This window comes from Paraburkholderia mimosarum LMG 23256 = NBRC 106338 (assembly GCF_000739815.1).
In the GTDB taxonomy this organism is placed as follows: Bacteria; Pseudomonadota; Gammaproteobacteria; order Burkholderiales; family Burkholderiaceae; genus Paraburkholderia; species Paraburkholderia mimosarum.
Genome location: NZ_BBJJ01000059.1, coordinates 23,795 through 43,451, shown reverse-complemented (window position 1 = coordinate 43,451; position 19,657 = coordinate 23,795). Strand labels below are relative to the sequence as shown.

The 19,657-nt window shown below is 63.0% G+C and carries 20 protein-coding genes; 11 read left to right on the top strand and 9 right to left on the bottom strand.

From position 1 onward, the window contains the following. The coding region (locus BMI01S_RS28695) for a DUF445 family protein (protein ID WP_042291353.1) at positions 1-272 on the top strand (272 nt) is incomplete at its 5' end. A gap of 16 nt (positions 273-288) precedes the next feature. On the opposite strand, the gene BMI01S_RS28690 is transcribed toward BMI01S_RS28695, so the two are convergent. The 3 genes from BMI01S_RS28690 to BMI01S_RS28680 all read right to left on the bottom strand — a co-directional run bounded on the left by BMI01S_RS28690 (position 289) and on the right by BMI01S_RS28680 (position 4,805). Further along, entirely contained in the window at positions 289-3,036 is a 2,748-nt protein-coding gene (locus BMI01S_RS28690; protein ID WP_028232141.1) for a LuxR C-terminal-related transcriptional regulator, read from the bottom strand. Positions 3,037-3,104: 68 nt separating this feature from the next. Continuing rightward, positions 3,105-3,422, bottom strand: a complete 318-nt coding sequence (locus tag BMI01S_RS28685; RefSeq protein WP_042291351.1) for a hypothetical protein — start codon at positions 3,420-3,422, stop codon at positions 3,105-3,107. An 810-nt stretch (positions 3,423-4,232) separates the two neighbouring features. After that, positions 4,233-4,805 carry a phasin family protein gene (locus BMI01S_RS28680; RefSeq protein ID WP_028232140.1) on the bottom strand — a complete coding sequence of 191 codons (573 nt, stop codon included), beginning with the start codon at positions 4,803-4,805 and terminating at the stop codon, positions 4,233-4,235. A gap of 645 nt (positions 4,806-5,450) precedes the next feature. Here BMI01S_RS28680 and BMI01S_RS28675 point away from each other — a divergent pair. Then, on the top strand, positions 5,451-5,726 hold the full coding sequence (locus BMI01S_RS28675) for a hypothetical protein (RefSeq protein WP_028213516.1): 276 nt from the start codon (positions 5,451-5,453) through the stop codon (positions 5,724-5,726). A gap of 327 nt (positions 5,727-6,053) precedes the next feature. Here BMI01S_RS28675 and BMI01S_RS28670 read toward each other — a convergent pair whose 3' ends face one another. The 6 genes from BMI01S_RS28670 to BMI01S_RS28645 all read right to left on the bottom strand — a co-directional run bounded on the left by BMI01S_RS28670 (position 6,054) and on the right by BMI01S_RS28645 (position 11,507). Then, complete coding sequence (locus tag BMI01S_RS28670) at positions 6,054-6,443, bottom strand: carboxymuconolactone decarboxylase family protein (RefSeq protein WP_028213517.1); 390 nt, start codon at positions 6,441-6,443, stop codon at positions 6,054-6,056. A gap of 158 nt (positions 6,444-6,601) precedes the next feature. Continuing rightward, entirely contained in the window at positions 6,602-8,071 is a 1,470-nt protein-coding gene (locus tag BMI01S_RS28665) for an aldehyde dehydrogenase (protein WP_028232139.1), read from the bottom strand. 14 nt (positions 8,072-8,085) lie between these two features. After that, complete coding sequence (locus tag BMI01S_RS28660) at positions 8,086-9,123, bottom strand: LLM class flavin-dependent oxidoreductase (RefSeq protein ID WP_028213519.1); 1,038 nt, start codon at positions 9,121-9,123, stop codon at positions 8,086-8,088. 11 nt (positions 9,124-9,134) lie between these two features. Next, positions 9,135-10,118 carry a flavin reductase gene (locus tag BMI01S_RS28655; protein ID WP_244145420.1) on the bottom strand — a complete coding sequence of 328 codons (984 nt, stop codon included), beginning with the start codon at positions 10,116-10,118 and terminating at the stop codon, positions 9,135-9,137. Beyond that, a complete protein-coding gene (locus BMI01S_RS28650) occupies positions 10,115-10,936 on the bottom strand; it encodes an alpha/beta fold hydrolase (protein ID WP_042291347.1) in 822 nt (273 codons plus the stop codon). The genes BMI01S_RS28655 and BMI01S_RS28650 overlap by 4 nt, the downstream gene beginning before the upstream one ends. Continuing rightward, on the bottom strand, positions 10,905-11,507 hold the full coding sequence (locus BMI01S_RS28645; protein WP_028232137.1) for an amino acid synthesis family protein: 603 nt from the start codon (positions 11,505-11,507) through the stop codon (positions 10,905-10,907). Before BMI01S_RS28645 ends, BMI01S_RS28650 begins: the two co-directional genes overlap by 32 nt. A gap of 150 nt (positions 11,508-11,657) precedes the next feature. Here BMI01S_RS28645 and BMI01S_RS28640 point away from each other — a divergent pair, with 150 nt between their 5' ends. From BMI01S_RS28640 to BMI01S_RS28600, 9 genes are all read left to right on the top strand, one after another. Continuing rightward, complete coding sequence (locus BMI01S_RS28640; RefSeq protein ID WP_028232136.1) at positions 11,658-11,948, top strand: DUF1330 domain-containing protein; 291 nt, start codon at positions 11,658-11,660, stop codon at positions 11,946-11,948. A 126-nt stretch (positions 11,949-12,074) separates the two neighbouring features. Beyond that, a complete protein-coding gene (locus BMI01S_RS28635; protein ID WP_028213523.1) occupies positions 12,075-12,761 on the top strand; it encodes a GntR family transcriptional regulator in 687 nt (228 codons plus the stop codon). Between the two features lie 220 nt (positions 12,762-12,981). Continuing rightward, a complete protein-coding gene (locus tag BMI01S_RS28630) occupies positions 12,982-13,875 on the top strand; it encodes an alpha/beta fold hydrolase (protein ID WP_028232135.1) in 894 nt (297 codons plus the stop codon). After that, positions 13,868-14,836, top strand: a complete 969-nt coding sequence (locus BMI01S_RS28625) for a flavin reductase (RefSeq protein ID WP_036046193.1) — start codon at positions 13,868-13,870, stop codon at positions 14,834-14,836. Before BMI01S_RS28630 ends, BMI01S_RS28625 begins: the two co-directional genes overlap by 8 nt. A gap of 103 nt (positions 14,837-14,939) precedes the next feature. Beyond that, entirely contained in the window at positions 14,940-15,971 is a 1,032-nt protein-coding gene (locus BMI01S_RS28620; protein WP_028232133.1) for an ABC transporter substrate-binding protein, read from the top strand. Positions 15,972-16,012: 41 nt separating this feature from the next. Then, a complete protein-coding gene (locus tag BMI01S_RS28615; protein ID WP_028232132.1) occupies positions 16,013-16,897 on the top strand; it encodes an ABC transporter permease in 885 nt (294 codons plus the stop codon). A gap of 1 nt (position 16,898) precedes the next feature. After that, entirely contained in the window at positions 16,899-17,699 is an 801-nt protein-coding gene (locus BMI01S_RS28610) for an ABC transporter permease (RefSeq protein WP_028213528.1), read from the top strand. A 12-nt stretch (positions 17,700-17,711) separates the two neighbouring features. Then, positions 17,712-18,809 carry an ABC transporter ATP-binding protein gene (locus tag BMI01S_RS28605; protein ID WP_028213529.1) on the top strand — a complete coding sequence of 366 codons (1,098 nt, stop codon included), beginning with the start codon at positions 17,712-17,714 and terminating at the stop codon, positions 18,807-18,809. A gap of 11 nt (positions 18,810-18,820) precedes the next feature. Next, positions 18,821-19,528, top strand: coding sequence for a GntR family transcriptional regulator (locus BMI01S_RS28600; RefSeq protein WP_028232131.1), 708 nt, complete (start codon positions 18,821-18,823; stop codon positions 19,526-19,528). The last annotated feature ends 129 nt before the right edge of the window (positions 19,529-19,657 follow it).

Here is a 19,657-nt window from a genome sequence, read left to right as displayed (position 1 = left end):
TGCTAGGCAAGAGCATCGGCGAGGATCGCGCAATCCAGCACAAGCTGAACGCATGGTGGCTCGAAGTGGCGCGCGATCTGGTGGTGCGCTATCGCCATCAGCTTTCCACTCTCATCACCGATGTCGTGAAGAGCTGGAAAGCCGAGGAGGTGAGCCGCAAGATCGAAGTGGAGATCGGGCGCGATCTGCAGTTCGTGCGCGTGAACGGCACGCTGGTCGGGGGTACCGTTGGCGTGCTGCTGCATGCGCTCATACTTGTCGTCGCGACGTGAAGCGCATCGATGCGCGCTAGACGCTTTCCACGAGCCCGAGCGACTGTGCCCGCGCCACCGCCTGTGCGCGCTTTTCCACGGCGAGCTTCACAAACACGCTCTTGACATGAGACTTGACCGTTTCGGGCGCGATGCCCAGCGTACGCGCGATCTCCTTGTTCGACTGCCCGCGTGCGATCAACTGGACAATATCGCGCTCCCTCATGCTGAGCGGGTCGCGCTCGGCGTTGCGATCGGCCTTTTCGACGGGTTCGTATAACGCGCGGCTGCTGTCGAGCAGATGATCGACATAAGCGACGAGTTCCTTCGATTGTTGCGTGACGCGCATCTCGTCGCGAACCGCTTGCAGCAACGGGACGATAACCGGACCTTTCTCGACGATGGTCTGGTACAGACCCACCTGTGCACCCGCCTTCAGGACTTCCATGAATGCCTCGACGGCCAGCGCACGCTCATCCGCCGTCATCCACACTATCGCAAGCACGACGCGAAGTCGCAACGCGAAGTAGCTGGCGCGCTGGCGTTCGAGGGTCTGCAGCGCGGCGTTCAAGGCGTCGGCGCCGTCCTGCGCGCGCCCCTGTGCCATCGCCAGATAGGCCGCTGCCAAGCCCCAGTAGGTGGCGATATCCGGCGCCGCGGAACTTCCGGCCGCTTGCGCCGAAGCCGCGAGCCGGTCGAGTTGCGCGACGCCGGCGGTGGCCTCCGCGACGCGCCCCTCGACGAGACATAGCCGCGTGCGCTCCATGAGGACGGCGGCGTTCATCCGATCCCATTGGCGCGCATAGCTCAGCTTCTGGGCCCGATCGAGCAACGCGTGGGCTTGCACGATGTCGGAGCGCGCAACGGCGATGCGCACGAGCAACCAGTAAGCAATCAGTGCGCTGTCCAGAAACACGGCGGCGTCGACCACCGACATCAGGTCGGCGGCAAGGGCCTCGGCCTCGTCGAGCCGCCCTTGCTCGTAGCGGAGCTGCCCGATCATCGGCGCCACCAGGGCAACGGCAATCGACTTCGGGCCGGCGTGATGTTCGGCAAGCCGCATCGATTCCAGAAAGTAGCGTTCCGCGAGCGGGAAATGCAATTGCTGCATTTCCACGTGGCCAAGCATGCACAGCCGATAGACGGATGCAAAGACGTTGCGCGGGTTCTCCTCGCTCGAATACGGGATCCACGGCACCGCATAGAGCGCTTCGAGATTGCCCGCCTTCCAGTGCCCGAAACGCGCCACATAGGAAGCCACGTTGGTGGTCCAGATATTGGTCGAAGGTCTTTCGAGGCACCGTTCGGCAAGCGCGAGCGCCCGGTACGCATCGTCCTGGAAGGCAGCCACGACCGCCCGGATTGCCAGGCACTCCGAACGGATGCTGTCGGGATCGGCACTCGTGCTGGGCGCCTCGCGCTCGATCGCATCGAGCAGGGGCAGCGCTTCGTCAAAGCGCATGGCCAGCGCCATCCCCCATGCTATCGCCAGGGTGACCTTGACCTGCGAGCGCATCAGCCGTGCCGGAAACTGCCGTTGCCAGCCGAGAAGCGTGAGCAGGTCGCCTTTCGCGACCAATGTCATCGCGCAGTGGCCGATCAGCGAGACGGCATCTTCGGTGTCGCCAGCGGAGATCGCATGCTTCACCGCATCGATCCAAAGCGCTTGTTTCGAGTACCACTGGCACGCCCGGCGGTGCAGGTCGGCGACTTCGCCGGCGTGCTGCGGTTGCAGGCGCTGTCGCAGGAACTCGCTCATCAGGTGATGAAAGCGGAACCACTTGCCGTCCGTGTCCATCGGTTCGAGCAGCAAGTGCCGTGCGGCGATCGACTCCAGCATCGCCTCGCTCGACTTCACGCCGGTGATCGCCTCGCACAGCGGTGCCGTGAGCCGATCGAGTATCGACGTGCGCAGCATGAATTCGACCATGGGGGAAGGCAGGCGATCGACCATGTCCTGCAGGTAGGCGGCGAACGAATATGACGCGCCGGAGGGTGGCGCGAGCTCCGTGTGTGGCTTGCCCGATTCGCGCGAGAGTACCGATGCGGCAATGCGCAGCGCCGCCGCCCACCCTTCCGTGTGTGCGAAGAGCGACTTGACGCTGGCGGGTTGCAGTTCGCCCGGATGTTCATGCTCGACGAAGCGGCGCGTTTCCTCGAGGTCGAAGCGCAGCATCGACACATCGAGTTCGAGCAAGCCGTTGCCGGCACGCAGCCGGGCGAGCGGTAGCGGTGGGGCCATGCGCGTGCAGAGCACCACATGCACGTGCGACGGCATGTTTTCGATGAGAAACCAGAGCGCGTCGTGGACGGCCGGGAGGCCGATGTGGTGGTAGTCGTCGAGGAAAATGCAGACCTCTTCGTCGAGCGCTGCCAACTCGTTGATGAGCGCCGATATGATCGATCGGGCCGGCGCGAGCGAGGCCGCCGCCGCGAGTCCGATTGCCGATTCGCCGACGTTGCCGCAGGCGTGCCGAAGCGCCTGCGCGAGCTGATAGACGAAGCGCACGGGCTCGTCGTCCCCGGCGTCGATCGACAGCCATGCGACCGACACGCCCCGTGCACGTAGCGGCTGGAGCCACGTCAGCGCGAGGGACGTCTTGCCGAACCCGGCCGGCGCCTTGATCACCGTGAGCCGTTTGTTCTCCGCGCCCGCGGCGAACCGGACGAGGCGCGGACGTTCGATCAGGCCAGCGGGAAGCCGCGGCGGAACGATCTTCGTAGCGAGCACAAGAGGCGGCCTCGCTCGCGGCGTTCCGGCATCCGGTGAATCAGTCTCGTGCATCGGCTGCTCCGAGAATAAATTGAGGTCCGCGCGCATTGATCAGACAGGCACACGGCAGAACGCGCTTGTCATCCTTTCTGCCCGGCGCCGATGATCCTCTCGAATAAGTTCGACTGCGCCGTTTGAAGCTTGAACCCGGGCCGGACGGCATATTCGCGTTCTTCGCGGCATCCCTTGCGCTGGTCGGATACCTGCTCGATGCCGTTGCGCGCCACATCCTCGATGAAGGCCAGGCGGGCCCGGTAGTAGTCCACGCGGATCTGCGCATGCATGACTTGTTGCTCGGCCTGAAACAGGTCCATGCGCAAGTCCTTCACTTCGCGTTCAGCCTGCTTCTCGGGAGTCGGAGCCTGATGGGCAATCAGGCTTGCAAGCAGTCGCCACATGTTCGGTCCCCCTGCGTCTGGTTGTACTTTCGATGGTGTCTACGCGCGTTGCGTGTTTGCCATTCAATGATCCTTTGTTCGCAGTGTCCGTGCGGCAGGCAACGCGCGTTGCACATGACAAGCCACCGTTCGAGAGCCGGCTTGCGGAAGAATCGGCGTTCCGGATCGGCTTTTGTCGCCCGGCACCGGCCAACTGAAAGGATCGACCCAAAACACATTGTTTATTAGGATTCCCCATTCACCGTTCGGCCAGGGCTCGCCCGCGGTGTCAAAAAAATCCGGCCCGTAGTGGCGCCGGCCAAGACACACAACGCCACCTTCAGAGGTGCCGTCGGGGGACTGTTCCACTCCAGCTATCAGAGCGAAAAAATGAATCCGGCCATGCTGGCGAACGCCGGAAATTCAGGCCGATTCGCCCGGGCGCAGCAGATGCCCGCGTGGGCACAGCGCGACGTGCTTCGCCGCATCAATTTCAAGGCACACTAGAAGCATTCCTGGCACCATGTTCCGTCGTCAATTCGATACGACAGCTGCTGCTCAATGCGCCGGACAGAAGCGGGGCGCTGGCCGTGTTAACCGATTGTGTGGCAGGTCGTGCGCAAAGCCTTGAATGAAACGGCTAGGTCGCCCCGGGGAAAACCCTTGGTTGGCGGCAAATGCGGACAGCGTGCACCAAGGCTTCCTGGCTGCTCGATGGCCAGGTCCCCACGCCGCTGCCCGATATCGTGCCGTTCAGCCCCAGATCGTACGCAAAACAGTCGCCAGGCATTTGCGTTCCCGTTCTGGCGCTACCTATTGACTTCCAACGGTCTATTCTTTATCAATCGGTGCGACGGGTTTGAGCGTCTGTTGGCTCGGTTTGCCAGTAGACGCGGCGTTGAGATTGCTTTCCGCCGTCTCCACTGCTTGCCTTGCCGCTTTCGCCGCAGTCTCGTACATCGAATTGGCCGTATCGGTCGCGCTCGTGACGAATGTCGTCCATGCCGTCACTGCGGCTTCGCTTCCCGGCGGCGCATTTTTCGTGAGTCCGTCGATGAAGGAGCGCACATCGGTCTGGACCTGCTTGTACTGCGCTTCGGCGAGCGCAGAAAATTCGGCTTGGGTTTTTGAAAGAATTTCGTAGACGTCGCGCCAGTACGACTGCACCTTCTCAGCGACAGGTTGGGCCACGATGGACTGTTGTGAAAACGTTTCCTGAGGATCTTTGGCCGAAAGAACCTTGATGACGAATTCCTGATTTTCAGCGAGGACCGATTTGACCGCTTGCACATTCAGTTCGGCCAATCTGTCAATGCCTTCAAACGCTTTGTTCAGGAGAGCAAACGATGTGTCGACACTGGCTTTCTGCGTTGCGACATGCTGTTCCGTTGTGAGACCGCTCATCAATGGCTCCATGAAAGGGGGAAGTGCCCGGATGTCCACGAAAACGGCTCACGGGCAACAAGACACAAGACAGAGTCAGTGGTGCGATGCAGCAATGTCCATTCTAGGTGCGAGTTGGCGTATGTCAATGGTTTGTTGGAGCAAGCCGCTTCCCGGCGCGGGAGCAAATCGGCAAAGCCGCGACAGGCTTCGGTCTGCAGGCAATAACCAGGACATACCCGCATAGGGAATGGGCGTTTGTCGCAAGCCGATGGATTATTTCAGCAGACGTTTGCAATGCAGCAATATCACGTTGCAATCTGCCTTTTTGCCCGCTTCGGACACTGCGAAATCTTGCCAGGCCAAGCGGGCATGGCGCGCCAGAACCTGTTCTTCTTCACGACGAGAGAATCTAGAGTCTCTTTTATAGTATTACCAATGAATAGACGATCGCCATTTTCAGAAACGATCAAGCGCGTTGACTGCGGGAAATGGATTCACTGCGAAGTCATACAGTCGCATGCTGTTGCGTCATTTCTACAACATGTTCGTTCGGGCACACACGGCGTTCTTTGCACTCTGATAGTCTTTTCGCAACCACCGCGCGCGGCCTGCAAGGGCCCTCGATGTGTGCGATTGCGGAATCGAAGACAGGAGGGCTCATTCATGCTGCGCTGGCTTTCAAACCTGATTGCACACAATGCCCCAACGCCGGAGAAGCAGGCTGAACGCGCGCTGGGTGAATTGCGCATGGCACTGTTCCAGGCTGAACAGCGGGTCATGGATGCCCAATTGCAGGCCGACTACTACCGCACGCGAATTTCGTTTTGCGAAGAAGTCGTGAAGGCCGGCATCGAACAGGTATCGGACCGACATAATAGGCAACGTGAAACGATGCCGCACGATTTGCGACCGAACCTGAAGCTCACTACTTCTCAGTAGCCGGCCGTTTCAGGCGGCTCAGCGACCGCGGTTTAGCGGCCGGTCCCGACTGCCTGGGTGCCCGTGCCGGCTCCGCATATTGCGCCGTTCACTGCGCGATGCGCGGAACTGTGCCGGACGTTGCGGTGATCAGCGCCTCGTGACGTGGGTGGATTTTCGATGACGGTGCCCCGCAAGGGGCTGTGGCCGTCCACGTGCAGCCGTACACCGGCTGTATCAGACGGCCTGGCAGCGCATCGAGCACGTGTCGGCGGAGGCGTTCCCGCGCGAGACGTTACATCGAGCCTATGTTGCCGACCCGGTGCAACATGGCTCGATCATCGGCGCTTACTTCAACGCCCCTTCAGCCATCAGCACTTCGTGCGCTGCCTTGAACGCGCTGAGGCCGTGTGGGATGCCCGAGTAAGCGGTAGCGTGCAGAAGCGTCGCTTTGATTTCGTCAACACTCACGCCGTTGTTGAGCGCGCCCTTCACGTGCAGCTTGAGTTCGTTGGTGTGTCCCGCGGCAGTCAACATCGCGAGATTAAGCAAGCTGCGCGTCTTGCGATCGAGGGTCTCGTCGCCCCATGCCCACCCCCATGCCCACGCCGTGGTCGCGCGCTGGAATGCCATCATGAAGGCATCGGCTTTTTCCATCGACGCATCGACATACGCCGCGCCGAGAACTTCCCGCCGAATCGGCAATCCTTTGCGGAACAGTGCATCATCTTCTTGCATGATCGAACTCCCAAGTTTCAATGCTACCCGCAGATGCCTTCAGGGGAAACCGACAACGAATTGCCTTCAGCGCGCAGAAAAAGCCACGCTTCGCGCAATGAACGGCATACGAACAGCGCGGCGGAGAAAGGCGGATGTCGACGACAAGCCGCAACGAATCAGCGCATCACGAACGGATCGCTGATCGGTTCGTCCGAGGTGCGAAGCCACACGGACTTCGTCGTCGTGTATTCGAGTGCGGCGGCCATGCCACCCTCGCGGCCGTGCCCGGAAAGCCCGAACCCGCCGAACGGCACGAGCGGCGAAACTGCGCGGTACGTGTTGATCCAGACGATGCCCGAGCGCACGCGGCGCGAAACTCGATGCGCGCGCGTGAGACTGGTCGTGAAGATGCCCGCGGCAAGTCCGTAAGCGGTACTGTTCGCCTTCTCGATGGCCTCGTGCTCGGAAGAGAACGTATCCACTGAAAGCACCGGGCCGAATAGTTCGGTCGTGACGCTGTCCGCGTTGCTCACGCCCGTGCAGTCCAGAATTGTTGGCGCGTAGTAATAGCCGTTGCGCTCCAGTGCCTTGCCGCCGGCAAGCACCTTCGCGCCCTGGCTCACGGAGCGCTCGACGATCTTCTCGATGTTGCGCAGTTGCCGTTCAGTGCACAGCGGCCCGTATTCCGTCGTCATCTCGTTGGGTGAGCCCACGCGAATGCGCGAGACCCGCTCCACGAGCAGTTCGAGGAACCGCTCTTTGACGGAGGCCTCGATCAGGAGCCGCGAGCCCGCCACGCAGCTTTGGCCGCTTGCCGCGAAAATGGCCGCAACCTGTGCGTTCACGGCACTCTGGATATCGGCGTCGGCGAATACGATGAAGGGCGATTTGCCGCCCAGTTCCAGCGACACCTTCGCGAGATTCCTGGACGTGTTCGAGACGATATGCCGTGCGGTTTCGGGGCCACCGGTGAAGGCGACCTTGTCGACCTTCGGATGGCCGCTCAGCACGGCGCCGCATTCCGGCCCGAAGCCCGTAATCACATTGACGACGCCCGGTGGAAAACCCGCTTCGTCCACGAGCTTCGCGAATTCGAGCAAGGGGCCGGGCGCTTCCTCGGAAGCCTTCAGGACTACTGTGCATCCCGCGGCGAGCGCGGGCCCGAGCTTGACCGCGGAAAGGAACAGCTGGCTGTTCCAGGGGACGATCGCGGCGACTACCCCAATGGGTTGCCGTTCGAGCCAGACCTGCATGTCCGGCTTGTCGACGGGAATATGGCTGCCTTCGATCTTGTCGGCAATGCCCGCGTAGTAACGGTAGTACTCGGCGACGTAAGCAATCTGGCTCGACGTTTCGCGAATGATCTTGCCTGTGTCGTTCGTTTCAATTTCAGCGAGTCGCGGTGCGGCCTTTTCCACGAGCCCGGCCAGCTTGTGCAGCAGCTTGCCGCGCGCCGAAGCCGTGAGTCCGGCCCATGCGGGATCGCTCAGCGCGCGATTGGCTGCCTCGACGGCGCGGTCGACCTCCTGCGTGCGCGCTTCGGGCATTTGCGCCCACACGTGGCCCGTGGCCGGGTTGACGCTGCCGAACGTGGCGGCGCCGGGCTCGAACTGGCCGTCGATATACAGCTGAAAATGAATGTCCATGGGATCGCCCCCCCTTACCTGAACGCCGGCATGACGTCGTTGATCATGCGCTCGAGCGATGCCTTCTTGCGCGCGAAGCTCATGCCCGTATCGATCCAGAACGAGTACTCGTCGAAACCGAGTTTCTCATAGGCCCGCAGGCGCGAGATCACTTCCCCGGGCGTGCCGATCACGTTGTTCCTGCGCATCGCTTCGGGCGTGTAGAACGGATGGGCGGCGATCTCCTCCTTCGTGAGCGGCTTGATCATGCCACGGCTCACCGGCCGCTCGTTCCTGAACCACGCGCCGAAGTAGTTGTAGAACGTGTTGACTTCGTCGGCGGCGAGTTGCGCGTCGTCTTCGCTGCTCGCCACATAGGTGTGGCGCAGCAGCATGATCTGCGGGCGCGGCACGTCGCGGAACTTCTCGCACGCGGCATTGAAGTGGCCAACCAGCTTCTCGACTTCTTCGTCGCCCAGATGCAGCGGCGTGACCTGTACGTTGCAACCGTTGGACACCGCGAATTCGTGGCTGTTCGGGTCGCGCGCGGCCACCCAGATCGGCGGATGCGGGCGCTGCAGCGGCAGAGGCGACGAGGTGGTCGAAGGGAATTTCCAGAACTCGCCTTCGTGCGCGTAATCGCCTTCCCAGAGCTTTTTCACGGCCGGAATGAGTTCGCGCATGCGCTGCCCCGCGCCCCATGCATCGAGGCCCGGCATCAGGCGTTCGTATTCGAACGAGTATGCGCCTCGCGCGATGCCCAGATCGAGGCGGCCGTTCGTGATGATGTCGGTCATCGCGGCTTCGCCGGCGAGCTTGATCGGATGCCAGAAGGGGGCAATGACCGTGCCCGTACCGAGGCGCACGTGCTTCGTCTTGTTGGCGAGGTCAGCGATATTGAGGAACGGGTTCGGCGCGATCGTGAAGTCCATGCCGTGGTGCTCGCCGGTCCAGACGGCGTGCATGCCGCCGCGATCGGCGATCTGGCACAGCTCGATCATTTCGTCGTACAACTGCTTTTGACTCGTCTGGTCGGAGACGCGCTCCATATGAACGAATAGCGAGAATCGCATGATGTAACCTTTCAGGAATGAAGCGGACGGACTGTGCCGTTGCTATGGTCGCCGAAGTACAAGCCGTAGCTCTTCAATTCGTTTTCCTTACGGTAGCGTTGAAGCATGCTGGCCAATGCATTGTCCTGGAACGCTTCGGTCTCGATGTCGTCGAGGCTGACGAATTGCCCCGAAGCGTCGCCCGAAACGTGGCCCACAGAGGCGAGTTCATCGGGCGCGCTGCACAGGAACGAGATGTACTGGTAATGGGTTTCGGTATTGTTGTAGACCGAATAAATGAAACTTGCCGAAGCATCGGGCTGGTACTTCGCGAAGATCTCGGCAAGCGCCTTGTCCGCGCCTTCCTTGCCGATTGCTTTCGAAGGCAGTCCCCATTTGTTGCCGGCTGTCTTCACGAGCAGCACTTTGTCTTCGCGCGCGATGATCGCATTCACGATGACCTTCGGTCCCGCGATGACTTCCGCCGACACCCTGGCCGGCGTGAAGTAGCCGCCACGATAGTAGCCAAGGCCCGCAAATCCCGCGGAATGAAACGCCCCGACCCGGCCGATGATGAGCGCGTGGTCGCCCGCGTCGATCACGGCGTGCGTCGTGCAGTCGAACCAGGCGCTGACGTCGTCGATGAGCGGGTTGCGGTTGGCGCTCAACTGCCAGCTCACGTTGGCGAAGCGATCGTCGCTCGGCCGCGCGAACGTGTTGGACAAATCCTTCTGCCCTTCCGCGAGAATGTTGATGGCGAAGTGGCCCGCCGTGGAAAACGCCTGGTAATTGCTCGACGTCTTCGCAATGCTCACGAGCAGCAAGGCGGGATCGAGCGAAACGGACGAAAACGAATTGGCGGTGAAGCCGAGCGGCTTGCCGCCGTCAGTGGCGGTGGTCACGATCGTCACGCCAGTCATGAAGGCGCCGAACGCGTCGCGCAGTTCGCGTGTGTTGATCTTCGATATCGCTTGACCCGCATTCCGTCCCATTGCCTGACTCGTCTCCTGGCTCATTTCACACTTCCACTTCGTGGTTTTCGGCTTGCGGCGCCGTTTGCAAAGGCACGCAGCGCGCGATTGACTTCGTTGGGCGCGGTCAGATTCACCACGTGACGCTCGTTTTTGATCACGACGGCCCGGCCGTTTCGAGCGGCTCGCGCCATCTGCCTTGCCATCTCCGGCGTCGAATTCGGATCGTCGGCGCCCGTGAGCACGAGAGCCGGGCAGGCAATCGTGTTCCAGCCGTCGGCGTAGACTTCGTCGCCGCTCGCAAAGGCCGCATACGCCGTGGCGTAGCCCGCGAGGTTCACCGTTTTTAGCCACGACTCGACTTTTTGCGCGGCGACCTGTTGCGCTTCGTCCGCGTTGAACCAGTGCCGCAACGGGGTCTCCACGTCGATCATGCCCGAACGCAATTCGGCGGCGCGCCGCAGCATCGCTTCGCGCGCCTGCTCCGTGCGGCGGTACACGCCGTTCAACACGGCTACGCGTTTCACCAGATCCGGCCGCGTGACGGCGACGCCAGCCGCGATCAACGAACCCATCGAGTGTCCGGCCAGGTTGACGGGGCCTGCGTTGAGCGCCTCGATGAAATCCGTTGCCCACTCAACGAACTGCGGCAAGGCGGCGCCGGCTTTGAGCCCATCGCTTTGGCCGTGGCCCCGCATATCGACCGAGATCACCCGGAATTCGGATGACAAGTCTTCGATCTGCGGATGCCACGCGGTTGCCTGCATGCCCACGCCGTGAATCAGGACGAGCGGTTCGCCCGCGCCCTGCTCCAGATAGTGCGCGACGCGCTTATTTGACAGCGGCAGGGTTCTTGACGTCATTTCCGAGTTCCGCGAGGTCTTTGTAGCGATCGCCAATGCGGTGATGCGGACGGCCGCCCGTTGCGGCGCCAATGGCGATGACGAGTTCGTCGGCGGCCGGCGCATCCGCAATCGAGAACTGCAGCGTGAGGTAATGCGAGCGGCGGCCTTCGTCGTTCTTGTCCATCATCGGAATGAGGAGCGGCGCATTGGCCGGGCCGCGCGTGTTGTTGAACGCGAGATACGACTTCGCCCCCACGGCCGAGCGGTAGGTGTTGCCGAAGTGCAGCGTGTGAATGAGCGCGGACGCATGCTCCAGCTCGCCGGAAAGACCGACGATGGCGCTCTTTCCGAAGGCTTCGACGGCTTCGCCCGAACCGGCTTCGTCGATGATGAGCTTCGTGAGGTGTTCGCTCAATTTAGGCGCCAGGGCGCGAATCTCGGGCGAGAGGTCTTCCACATAACCGCGGCCCGCCCATGGGTTCTTGATGACAGCGACCGCGCCGATCATCTTCAGCGGTTTTGCAGCGGGCTTTTCGCCATCTACGAAGATGTTCTCGACATGCAGGACGGACTTGCGGATCAGGCTCATGGCGACTTCCTCGGTACATTGATCGTGTGTGTGAGGCATTTTGGTATACCATGTTACGGAATGCCATGAGTGTTAACCCGATAGATGCCGTGACGCCCGTCTGGCAAGGGTTTGCGGACTTTTGATGCTCGAAGATGGACAGGAGGAGAGATGACTGCGTACTGGATTGCCCATGTCACCGTGCTGGATCCCGAGAAGTACAAGGACTACACGGACGCTGCGCCGCTGGCGTTCAAGAAGTTCGGCGCCGTGTTTCTCGCACGCGGCGGCGCGGCGCAGGTGCTGGAAGGGGAGTCGTTCGCGCGGCACGTCGTGATTCAGTTCCCCGACATGCAAGCGGCGCTCGACTGTTATCGGTCGCCGGAGTATCAGGCGGCCAAGGCGAAACGCGATGGACACTGCGTGGCGCAGATCACGATCGTCGAGGGACTGGTGGGGTGATCACTCACCTGCTGCGGCTGGCGGAGGGAAAGCTGAACGTCGGTTGCGTCATAATATGGCATTCCATATCCACGCCCTGGTGCGCGGCTTTTCGTTCATCTCCTGACCAACGCCTCATCGCCGCCTATGCAAGACCTCAAAATCGACCGCAACGCCAAGACCCTGCGTGAGCTAACGCTCGACAAACTGCGCGGCGCGATAGTCCAGGGATATTTTCGGCCGGGCACGCGCCTCGTCGAACGCACGCTATGCGACGAGCTTGGCGTGAGCCGCACGGTGGTGCGCGAGGTGCTCCGCCATCTCGAGACCGAAGGGTTGGTCGAGAGCGTCGCGCGGCAAGGGCCGATCGTGGCGCGGCTCGACCCCGCCCACGTGGGCGAGATCTACGAACTGCGCGGGCTGCTCGAAGCCAACGCCGCCCGGGCCTGTGCCGAGAGCGCCACGCCGGAGGTCGTGAAGCAGTTGCGCGAGATTCGCACGGAGATCGAAGACGCGTTCGAAAAAAGCGACTTGCCGCGCGTGGTGGAGTACACCGAGCGTTTCTATGAAACGCTGTTCCAGGCCGCCAACAAGCAGGTATCGCTCACGCTCGTCAAGACGCTCAATGCGCGCATCAACCGCCTGCGCGCGTTGACCATCGCCACGCCGGGGCGAGGCAGCGACTCCAACCGGGAGATGAACCTGCTGCTCGATGCGATAGAGCGGCGCGACGGCGAGGCGGCGGCCGCGGCGTCGTTCGCGCACATCAAGCGGGTTTCCGAGCTGGCGCTCTCGGCGCTCGCCGCGCAAAACGAGGAGCCCGGGGAGGCTTGAGGCGCCCCAGCTACCTGGCCGTCTCACAGAGGCCGCCGGCAAACGCCGGCGGCCTTTTTCTTTTGTCTGCTCAATTCGCGCGTCGGTTTTGGATGCGAAACCCGGCACTGCGCACGCCATAGCGAGGCGCGGACAATCTCATGGTATTCCATAATACATCGCGCATTGCTGTGGGCCATAAGATGGCATACCATAATCTCATCGAACACGAGCTTGAACCATGAAGCCTGATTTCGTCTCCGAACATGCTGTCTCGCGTGGCCAGCGCGCAAGCATCGCAGGCACTTGCTACAGCGTGTACGCGCCGCAGCCGGATGCCGACTGCGAAACCGTAGTGCTGATCCACGGCGTGGGCATGAACCAGAGCGTGTGGGCGCCGCAGATCGCGGCGTTGTCCGAATCGTTTCGTGTCGTCGCCTACGACATGCTCGGTCATGGGGAGAGCGCGCTTCCCAGCGCCGAGCCCACGCTCGACGAATACGCTGCGCAGCTCGAAGCGCTGCTCGACGCCATCCACGTGGAGCGCGCGCACGTGGTGGGGCATTCGATGGGCGCGCTCGTCGCGCTCGAATTCGCGCTGCTCAATGCGCCGCGCACGTTGAGCGTGGTCGCGATGAACGCGGTGTACGACCGTACGCCGGCACAGCGCGAAGCGGTGATGACGCGCGCGGCGAGTCTCGGCGACGCGCCCGCCGCGAGCGGTGTGGACGCGACGCTCTCGCGCTGGTTCGGCGATCCGGTTCCGGGTCATTTGACCCAGGCGGCGCAGGCAGTGCGAGCGCTGCTGCTTGCCGTCGATCCCGTGGGCTACGCGCGTGCCTACCGTCTTTTTGCGTCCGCTGACGATGCCCACGTAGGGCGTCTCGCGGCGCTCGCGGTGCCCGCGCTCTTCCTCACCGGCGAGTGCGATCCGAATTCGAGCGCGCAGATGTCGCATGCGATGGCGGCGGTCGCGCCGCGCGGCCGCGCGGAAGTCATCGCGAACGCGCGCCACATGATGAACGTCACCGACCCGGAGCGCGTCAACGCAAGCCTGCTCGCGTTCCTGTCCGAAGCTTCGGCGTCGACGCATGCCGCGAATAGCGTTGCAAACACAGGAGAACGCCATGGCTGAGCCGATGACTGACCACCTCGCGCAACCGACTTTCGATGCCGCCGAATTTCGCCGCGCGCTCGGCGCCTTCGTGACGGGCGTGACCGTCGTCACGACGATCCAGCCCGATGGTTCGCCGCGCGGCTTCACGGCCAACTCGTTCACCTCGGTGTCGCTCGACCCGCCGCTCATTCTGGTGTGCATCGCGAAGACGGCGTCGAGCCATGCCGTGTTCTCGCAAACGCGCCGCTTCGCCGTCAGCGTGCTTGCCGAAGACCAGCAGCAGGTTTCGGGCGTGTTCGCCTCGAAGGCCGCCGACAAGTTCGCACAAGTGCCCTGGAGCACACGCAAAACGGGCGCGCCGGTCATGGACGGCGCTGCGGCGAGCTTCGACTGCACGACGCACGACGTCGTGGACGCGGGCGATCACATCATCCTGATCGGCCGCGTGGTCGATTTCGTTCAAACGAGTGCCTCGCCGCTTGGCTACTGCCGTGGCGCGTACGTGAACTTCAGCCTCTCGCAGGACGCGCTGGCCGCGGCCGGTGCGCGTGCGACGGTGGGCGCGATTCTCGAACATCGCGACGGGCTCGTGCTCGTCGACACGGCCAAAGGCGTGACGCTGCCCACAGGCATCAGGCTCGAACCGGCGAGCGACCCCGCCAGCCTGCGGGGCGTGCTCGCGAAGCTCGGCTTGCGTGCGCATCTCGACTTTCTGTTCGCCGTGTTCGAGGACGCCGGCGGCAAAGCGCCCGGCGTGCAAATTTATTATCGCGGCCGCGTGATGCAAAACGGCTCGCCCTGGCTCGACAGCAGCATCCGCATCGTGCCGCTTTCGCAGATTCCCTGGGACGAACTGCGCGACGACGCCGTGCGCTCGATGCTCGAACGCTATGTGCGCGAACGCAGGCAGGACGCGTTCGGCATTTATGTCGGCGACAACGAAGCCGGCACCGTGCAGCCGCTCGCGCTGACGCATTGAAGCCGCGGCGATGCAAGACCCAGCTACCCCAACCCCGATTCCGGCGCGTTTTCTCGCAGCCGGCCTGACGAAGCGACAACCAACCGTATCACCGGAGAGAGCCATGAGCAGCAGAAGCACCTCGTTTATCGCGCCGATGTTCGTTGCGTGCGCAACGACGCTCGCGGCAGCGTCCGCACTGGCCGCCGACCCGATCGTCTTCACGAGCTGGGGCGGCACGACGCAATCGTCGCAGCAGAAGGACTGGGCGCAGCCGTTCACGCAGTCAAGCGGCATCAGTGTGCTCATGGACGGCCCGACCGACTACGGCAAGCTCAAGGCGATGGTCGACAGCGGCAACGTGAGCTGGGACGTCGTGGACGTGGAGGGCGACTTTGCCTATGCCGCGCAAAAGGCCGGGCTGATCGAGCCGATCGACTATTCGGTGGTGAAGAAGGACGAACTCGACCCGCGCTTCGCGACGCCGGCCGCTGTGGGGAGCTTTTATTACTCGTTCGTACTCGGCTACAACAAGGCGAAATTCACTGGCGCGCAGCCACAAACCTGGGCGGATCTCTTCGATACCAAGCGCTTCCCCGGCAAGCGCACGTTCTACAAGTGGTCGGCGCCCGGCGTGCTCGAAATCGCGCTGCTCGCCGACGGCGTGCCGCCCAGCAAGCTCTATCCGCTCGACCTCGACCGCGCGTTCAAGAAGCTCGACACGATCAAGAGCGACATCGTCTGGTGGAGCGGCGGTGCGCAGTCGCAGCAGCTGCTCGCTTCGGGCGAGGCGCCGATCGGCATGTTCTGGAACGGTCGTCTGCACGCGCTCGCGCAAACCGGCGTGCCCGTCGGGATCTCGTGGAACCAGAACCTCACCGCCGCCGACATGCTCGTGATCCCGAAGGGCGCGAAGCATCGCGACGCAGCGATGAAGTATCTCGCGGCCGCAACGAGTCCGCAGGCGCAGGCGAAATTCGCAGCCGACACGGGCTACGCCCCGGTCAACGTCAAATCGGCCGCGCTGATGCCGGCGGGTATCGCGAAGACGCTGCCCGATCAATACAAGGACTCGCAGATCAATCTCGACATGAAGTACTGGGCCGAGAACCGCGACGCGATCGCCAGGCGCTGGTACGCGTGGCAATCGAAGTAAAAGCCAGTCCGACGTCGCGAACCGGTTCGAAAGGAAACATCATGCCCAACGTATTGAGTACCGTCGCGCACCCGCCCGCGACGGCCGCGCGCAAGCGGCGCGACTGGCGTAGCATGCGGCTGCTGGCGCCGGCCATGCTGCTGCTCGTGATCTTCTTCCTGCTGCCGGTGCTCTCGCTGCTGTTGCGCAGTGTGCTGGAACCGACGCCGGGCCTGCACAACTACGAGCAGTTGCTCGGCTCGACCACGTATCTGCGCGTGTTCGGCAATACGTTCCTCGTGGCGACGGTCGTGACGCTGGTCACGCTGCTCGTGGGCTTTCCGATGGCGTGGCTGCTCGCCATCGCGCCGCGCAAGCTCAGTTCCGTGCTGTTCGCAATCCTGCTGCTCTCGATGTGGACCAACCTGCTCGCGCGGACCTTCGCGTGGATGGTGCTGCTGCAGCAGACCGGGCCGATCAACCGCATGCTGATGGCGATCGGCGTGATCCACGAGCCGCTGTCACTCGTGAACAACCTCACCGGCGTGACCATCGGCATGACTTACATCATGCTGCCGTTTCTCGTGATGCCGCTGCACGCCACGCTGCGCAGCATCGACCCGTCGACGCTGCGCGCCGCGGCGGTTTGCGGTGCGAGCCGCTGGCAGGCGTTCTGGCGCATTCTCGTGCCGCTCGCCATGCCCGGCGTCGCCTCCGGCGCGCTCATGGTGTTCGTGATGGCGCTGGGATACTTCGTCACGCCCGCGCTGCTCGGCGGTCCCTCGTACATGATGCTGGCGGAACTGATCGCGCAGCTCGTGCAGGAACTGCTCAACTGGGGCCTCGCGGGCGCCGCAGCCTTCGTGCTGCTCGCCGTGACGCTTGCGCTCTATGCGTTGCAACTGCGCTTCACGGGCCGTGCGAACGCAAGTATGGGAGGGCGCTGACATGCTGCTCGATTTCGATCGTCTCGGCGGGCTGCGCTGGATCCTGGTGGCCGTGGGCGCGGCCGTCGCGCTTTTTCTCCTGCTGCCTGTCGTCTTCATCGTCGCGCTGTCGTTCGGCGATTCGCAGTGGCTCATTTTCCCGCCGCCGGGCTGGACGCTCGAGTGGTACCGGCAGCTTTTCACCGACCCGGGCTGGATCGACTCGCTCTTCACGAGCGCGAAGCTGGCGGTGATCGTCACGATGCTCTCGGTGGCGATCGGGTTTCTCGCATCGCTTGCGCTCGTACGCGGCAAGTTTCGCGGACGCAAGGCGGTGCAGGGCTTTTTTCTCACGCCGATGGTGCTGCCCGTGGTCGTGCTGGCCGTCGCGCTCTATGCGTTCTTCCTGCGCGTTGGCCTGAACGGCACGATGACCGGCTTCGTGATCGGGCATCTGATCATCGCCTTGCCGTTCTCGATCATCTCGATCAGCAATTCGCTCGTGAGTTTCGACACGGCGCTGGAGGACGCAGCCGTCATTTGCGGCGCGTCGCCGCTCACGGTGAAGCTGCGCGTCACGCTGCCGGCGATCCGGCTGGGCCTGTTCGCCGCCGCCATCTTTGCGTTTCTCGCTTCGTGGGACGAGGTGGTCGTGTCCATCTTCATGTCCAGCCCCACCCTGCAGACGTTGCCCGTGCGGATCTGGTCGACGCTGCGCCAGGACCTGACGCCCGTCGTCGCGGCCGCGTCTTCGCTGCTCGTCGGGCTCACGACCGTATTGATGCTTGCCGGTGCCCTGCTGCGCCGCGTGCGTGCTAATTGAGGTAAACAAGCCATGACTGCATTTCTGCAAATCCAGCGTCTGCGCAAGACCTATGACGATGTCGTCGCGATCGACCAGGTGTCGCTCGACGTCCGCAAAGGCGAATTCATGACGTTCCTCGGGCCGTCCGGCTCGGGCAAGAGCACGACGCTGTATATCGTCGCGGGCTTCCAGGAGCCTACCGAGGGGCGCGTGCTGCTCGACGGCAAGCCGCTGCTTTCGGTGACACCCAACAAGCGCAACATCGGCATGGTGTTTCAGCGCTATACGCTGTTCCCGCATCTCACGGTGGGCGAGAACGTGGCGTTCCCGTTGCGCGTGCGCCGCCGCCCCGACGCGGAGATCAAGGCGAAAGTGGAGAAGATGCTGAAGCTCGTGCATCTTTCAGAGTGCCGCGACCGCATGCCCGCGCAGCTCTCGGGCGGCCAGCAGCAGCGTGTCGCCATTGCACGCGCGCTCGCCTACGATCCGCCCGTGCTGCTGATGGACGAGCCGCTTTCCGCGCTCGACAAGAAGCTGCGCGAGGAAATCCAGCTCGAACTGCGCCGCATTCACCAGGAGACCGGCGTGACGATCCTGTACGTCACGCACGACCAGGAAGAAGCGCTGCGCCTCTCGGACCGCATCGCCGTGTTCAACAAGGGCCGCATCGAGCAGGTCGGCACCGGCGAGGAACTCTATGGGAATCCGGCGTCGCGTTTCGTCGCGAGCTTCATCGGCAATTCGAATTTCCTGCCGGTGAGGGTGACGAAGAACGGCGGCGGCCAAATGAACGGCGTGTTTCCCAACGGCCACGAGATCGCCTCGGACGCCTTCACGCCGACACTCGCCGCCGGCGACGAGGGCACGCTCATGATTCGCCCCGAACAGATGCGCATCAGCGCGTTGCAAGGCGCGAGCGGTGCGAGGGCCGCGAGCGGTTTGCCCGTGACCGTGCGCGATATCACGTATCTCGGCGACGCGATGCACTACGCCGTGGCCACACCCTGGCAGCAGGAGATTTCGATTCGCATGCCGGCGGCGCATCGCCACGACAGCGGGATCACGATCGGCGCGCAGGCGTTCGTCGACTGGGATGCGCGGGACGTGCGCCTCTTTGCGCAAGCGTGAGCATGACTGCCATGAGCGACGCACTCCCATCGCTGAAGGTCCAGCGCCCGACCGCCACCCTGCGGGAACTCGCCCTCGAGAAAATGCGCACGGCCATTCTCGAGGCGCATTTTCATCCTGGCGAGCGACTGGTCGAGCGCTCGCTGTGCGAGATTTTCGGCGTGAGCCGCACTGTCGTGCGCGAAGTTCTGCGGCACCTGGAAACGGAGGGCCTCGTCGATTCGATACCGAACCAGGGGCCGATTGTCGCCGTGCTCGACTCCGAAACGGCGGCAGAGATTTACGAAATACGCGCGCTGTTCGAAGGGGAGGCGGCCATGGCCTGCGCGCAGCATGCCGACGAGTCTGTCATTGCCGATCTCGCAGGCGTGATCGACCAGATCCAGCAGGCCTTTGCGACACAGGATCATCAGGCCGTGAGAGCGCTCACGTCCGCTTTCTACGAGCGCATGTTCATGGGCGGCAAGAAACAGGTGGCGTGGGAGATCGTGCAGTCGTTGACGGCGCGCATCAACAGGCTTAGAGCACTCACGATTGCTTCCGACGACCGCGGCTGCCAGGCTGTGAACGAGATGCGCCAGATCCTGAGCGCCATCGAGGCGCGAGACACGGCAGGCGCGCGCGACGCTGCGATTGCGCACGTGGCCAGGGTGGCCGAGATTGCGCGCGGATTGCTGGCGGAGGGGCACGAGCAGGCTTTGTGGCGTCGGGCTGGTTAGTGATCTTTAGCATTATTTGTAAGGGTAGAAGTCCGCGTCCGACGCCGGTCCGGCGCTGACCGCCCACGATTCAGGCCGCGCCTGAATGACCTGGTCTCGTGCGAGCATCTCCGCAGCGTGACCGGGAAG

Bases quoted from the DNA above. Each gene is read 5' to 3' on its own strand.
- BMI01S_RS28680 (WP_028232140.1), bottom strand. From the start codon at position 4,805: ATGAGCGGTCTCACAACGGAACAGCATGTCGCAACGCAGAAAGCCAGT.
- BMI01S_RS28615 (WP_028232132.1), top strand. From the start codon at position 16,013: ATGCCCAACGTATTGAGTACCGTCGCGCACCCGCCCGCGACGGCCGCG.
- BMI01S_RS28630 (WP_028232135.1), top strand. From the start codon at position 12,982: ATGAAGCCTGATTTCGTCTCCGAACATGCTGTCTCGCGTGGCCAGCGC.
- BMI01S_RS28600 (WP_028232131.1), top strand. From the start codon at position 18,821: ATGAGCGACGCACTCCCATCGCTGAAGGTCCAGCGCCCGACCGCCACC.
- BMI01S_RS28605 (WP_028213529.1), top strand. From the start codon at position 17,712: ATGACTGCATTTCTGCAAATCCAGCGTCTGCGCAAGACCTATGACGAT.
- BMI01S_RS28660 (WP_028213519.1), bottom strand. From the start codon at position 9,123: ATGCGATTCTCGCTATTCGTTCATATGGAGCGCGTCTCCGACCAGACG.
- BMI01S_RS28610 (WP_028213528.1), top strand. From the start codon at position 16,899: ATGCTGCTCGATTTCGATCGTCTCGGCGGGCTGCGCTGGATCCTGGTG.
- BMI01S_RS28665 (WP_028232139.1), bottom strand. From the start codon at position 8,071: ATGGACATTCATTTTCAGCTGTATATCGACGGCCAGTTCGAGCCCGGC.
- BMI01S_RS28685 (WP_042291351.1), bottom strand. From the start codon at position 3,422: ATGTGGCGACTGCTTGCAAGCCTGATTGCCCATCAGGCTCCGACTCCC.
- BMI01S_RS28620 (WP_028232133.1), top strand. From the start codon at position 14,940: ATGAGCAGCAGAAGCACCTCGTTTATCGCGCCGATGTTCGTTGCGTGC.
- BMI01S_RS28690 (WP_028232141.1), bottom strand. From the start codon at position 3,036: ATGCACGAGACTGATTCACCGGATGCCGGAACGCCGCGAGCGAGGCCG.
- BMI01S_RS28670 (WP_028213517.1), bottom strand. From the start codon at position 6,443: ATGCAAGAAGATGATGCACTGTTCCGCAAAGGATTGCCGATTCGGCGG.
- BMI01S_RS28625 (WP_036046193.1), top strand. From the start codon at position 13,868: ATGGCTGAGCCGATGACTGACCACCTCGCGCAACCGACTTTCGATGCC.
- BMI01S_RS28650 (WP_042291347.1), bottom strand. From the start codon at position 10,936: ATGACGTCAAGAACCCTGCCGCTGTCAAATAAGCGCGTCGCGCACTAT.
- BMI01S_RS28640 (WP_028232136.1), top strand. From the start codon at position 11,658: ATGACTGCGTACTGGATTGCCCATGTCACCGTGCTGGATCCCGAGAAG.
- BMI01S_RS28635 (WP_028213523.1), top strand. From the start codon at position 12,075: ATGCAAGACCTCAAAATCGACCGCAACGCCAAGACCCTGCGTGAGCTA.
- BMI01S_RS28675 (WP_028213516.1), top strand. From the start codon at position 5,451: ATGCTGCGCTGGCTTTCAAACCTGATTGCACACAATGCCCCAACGCCG.
- BMI01S_RS28655 (WP_244145420.1), bottom strand. From the start codon at position 10,118: ATGAGCCAGGAGACGAGTCAGGCAATGGGACGGAATGCGGGTCAAGCG.
- BMI01S_RS28645 (WP_028232137.1), bottom strand. From the start codon at position 11,507: ATGAGCCTGATCCGCAAGTCCGTCCTGCATGTCGAGAACATCTTCGTA.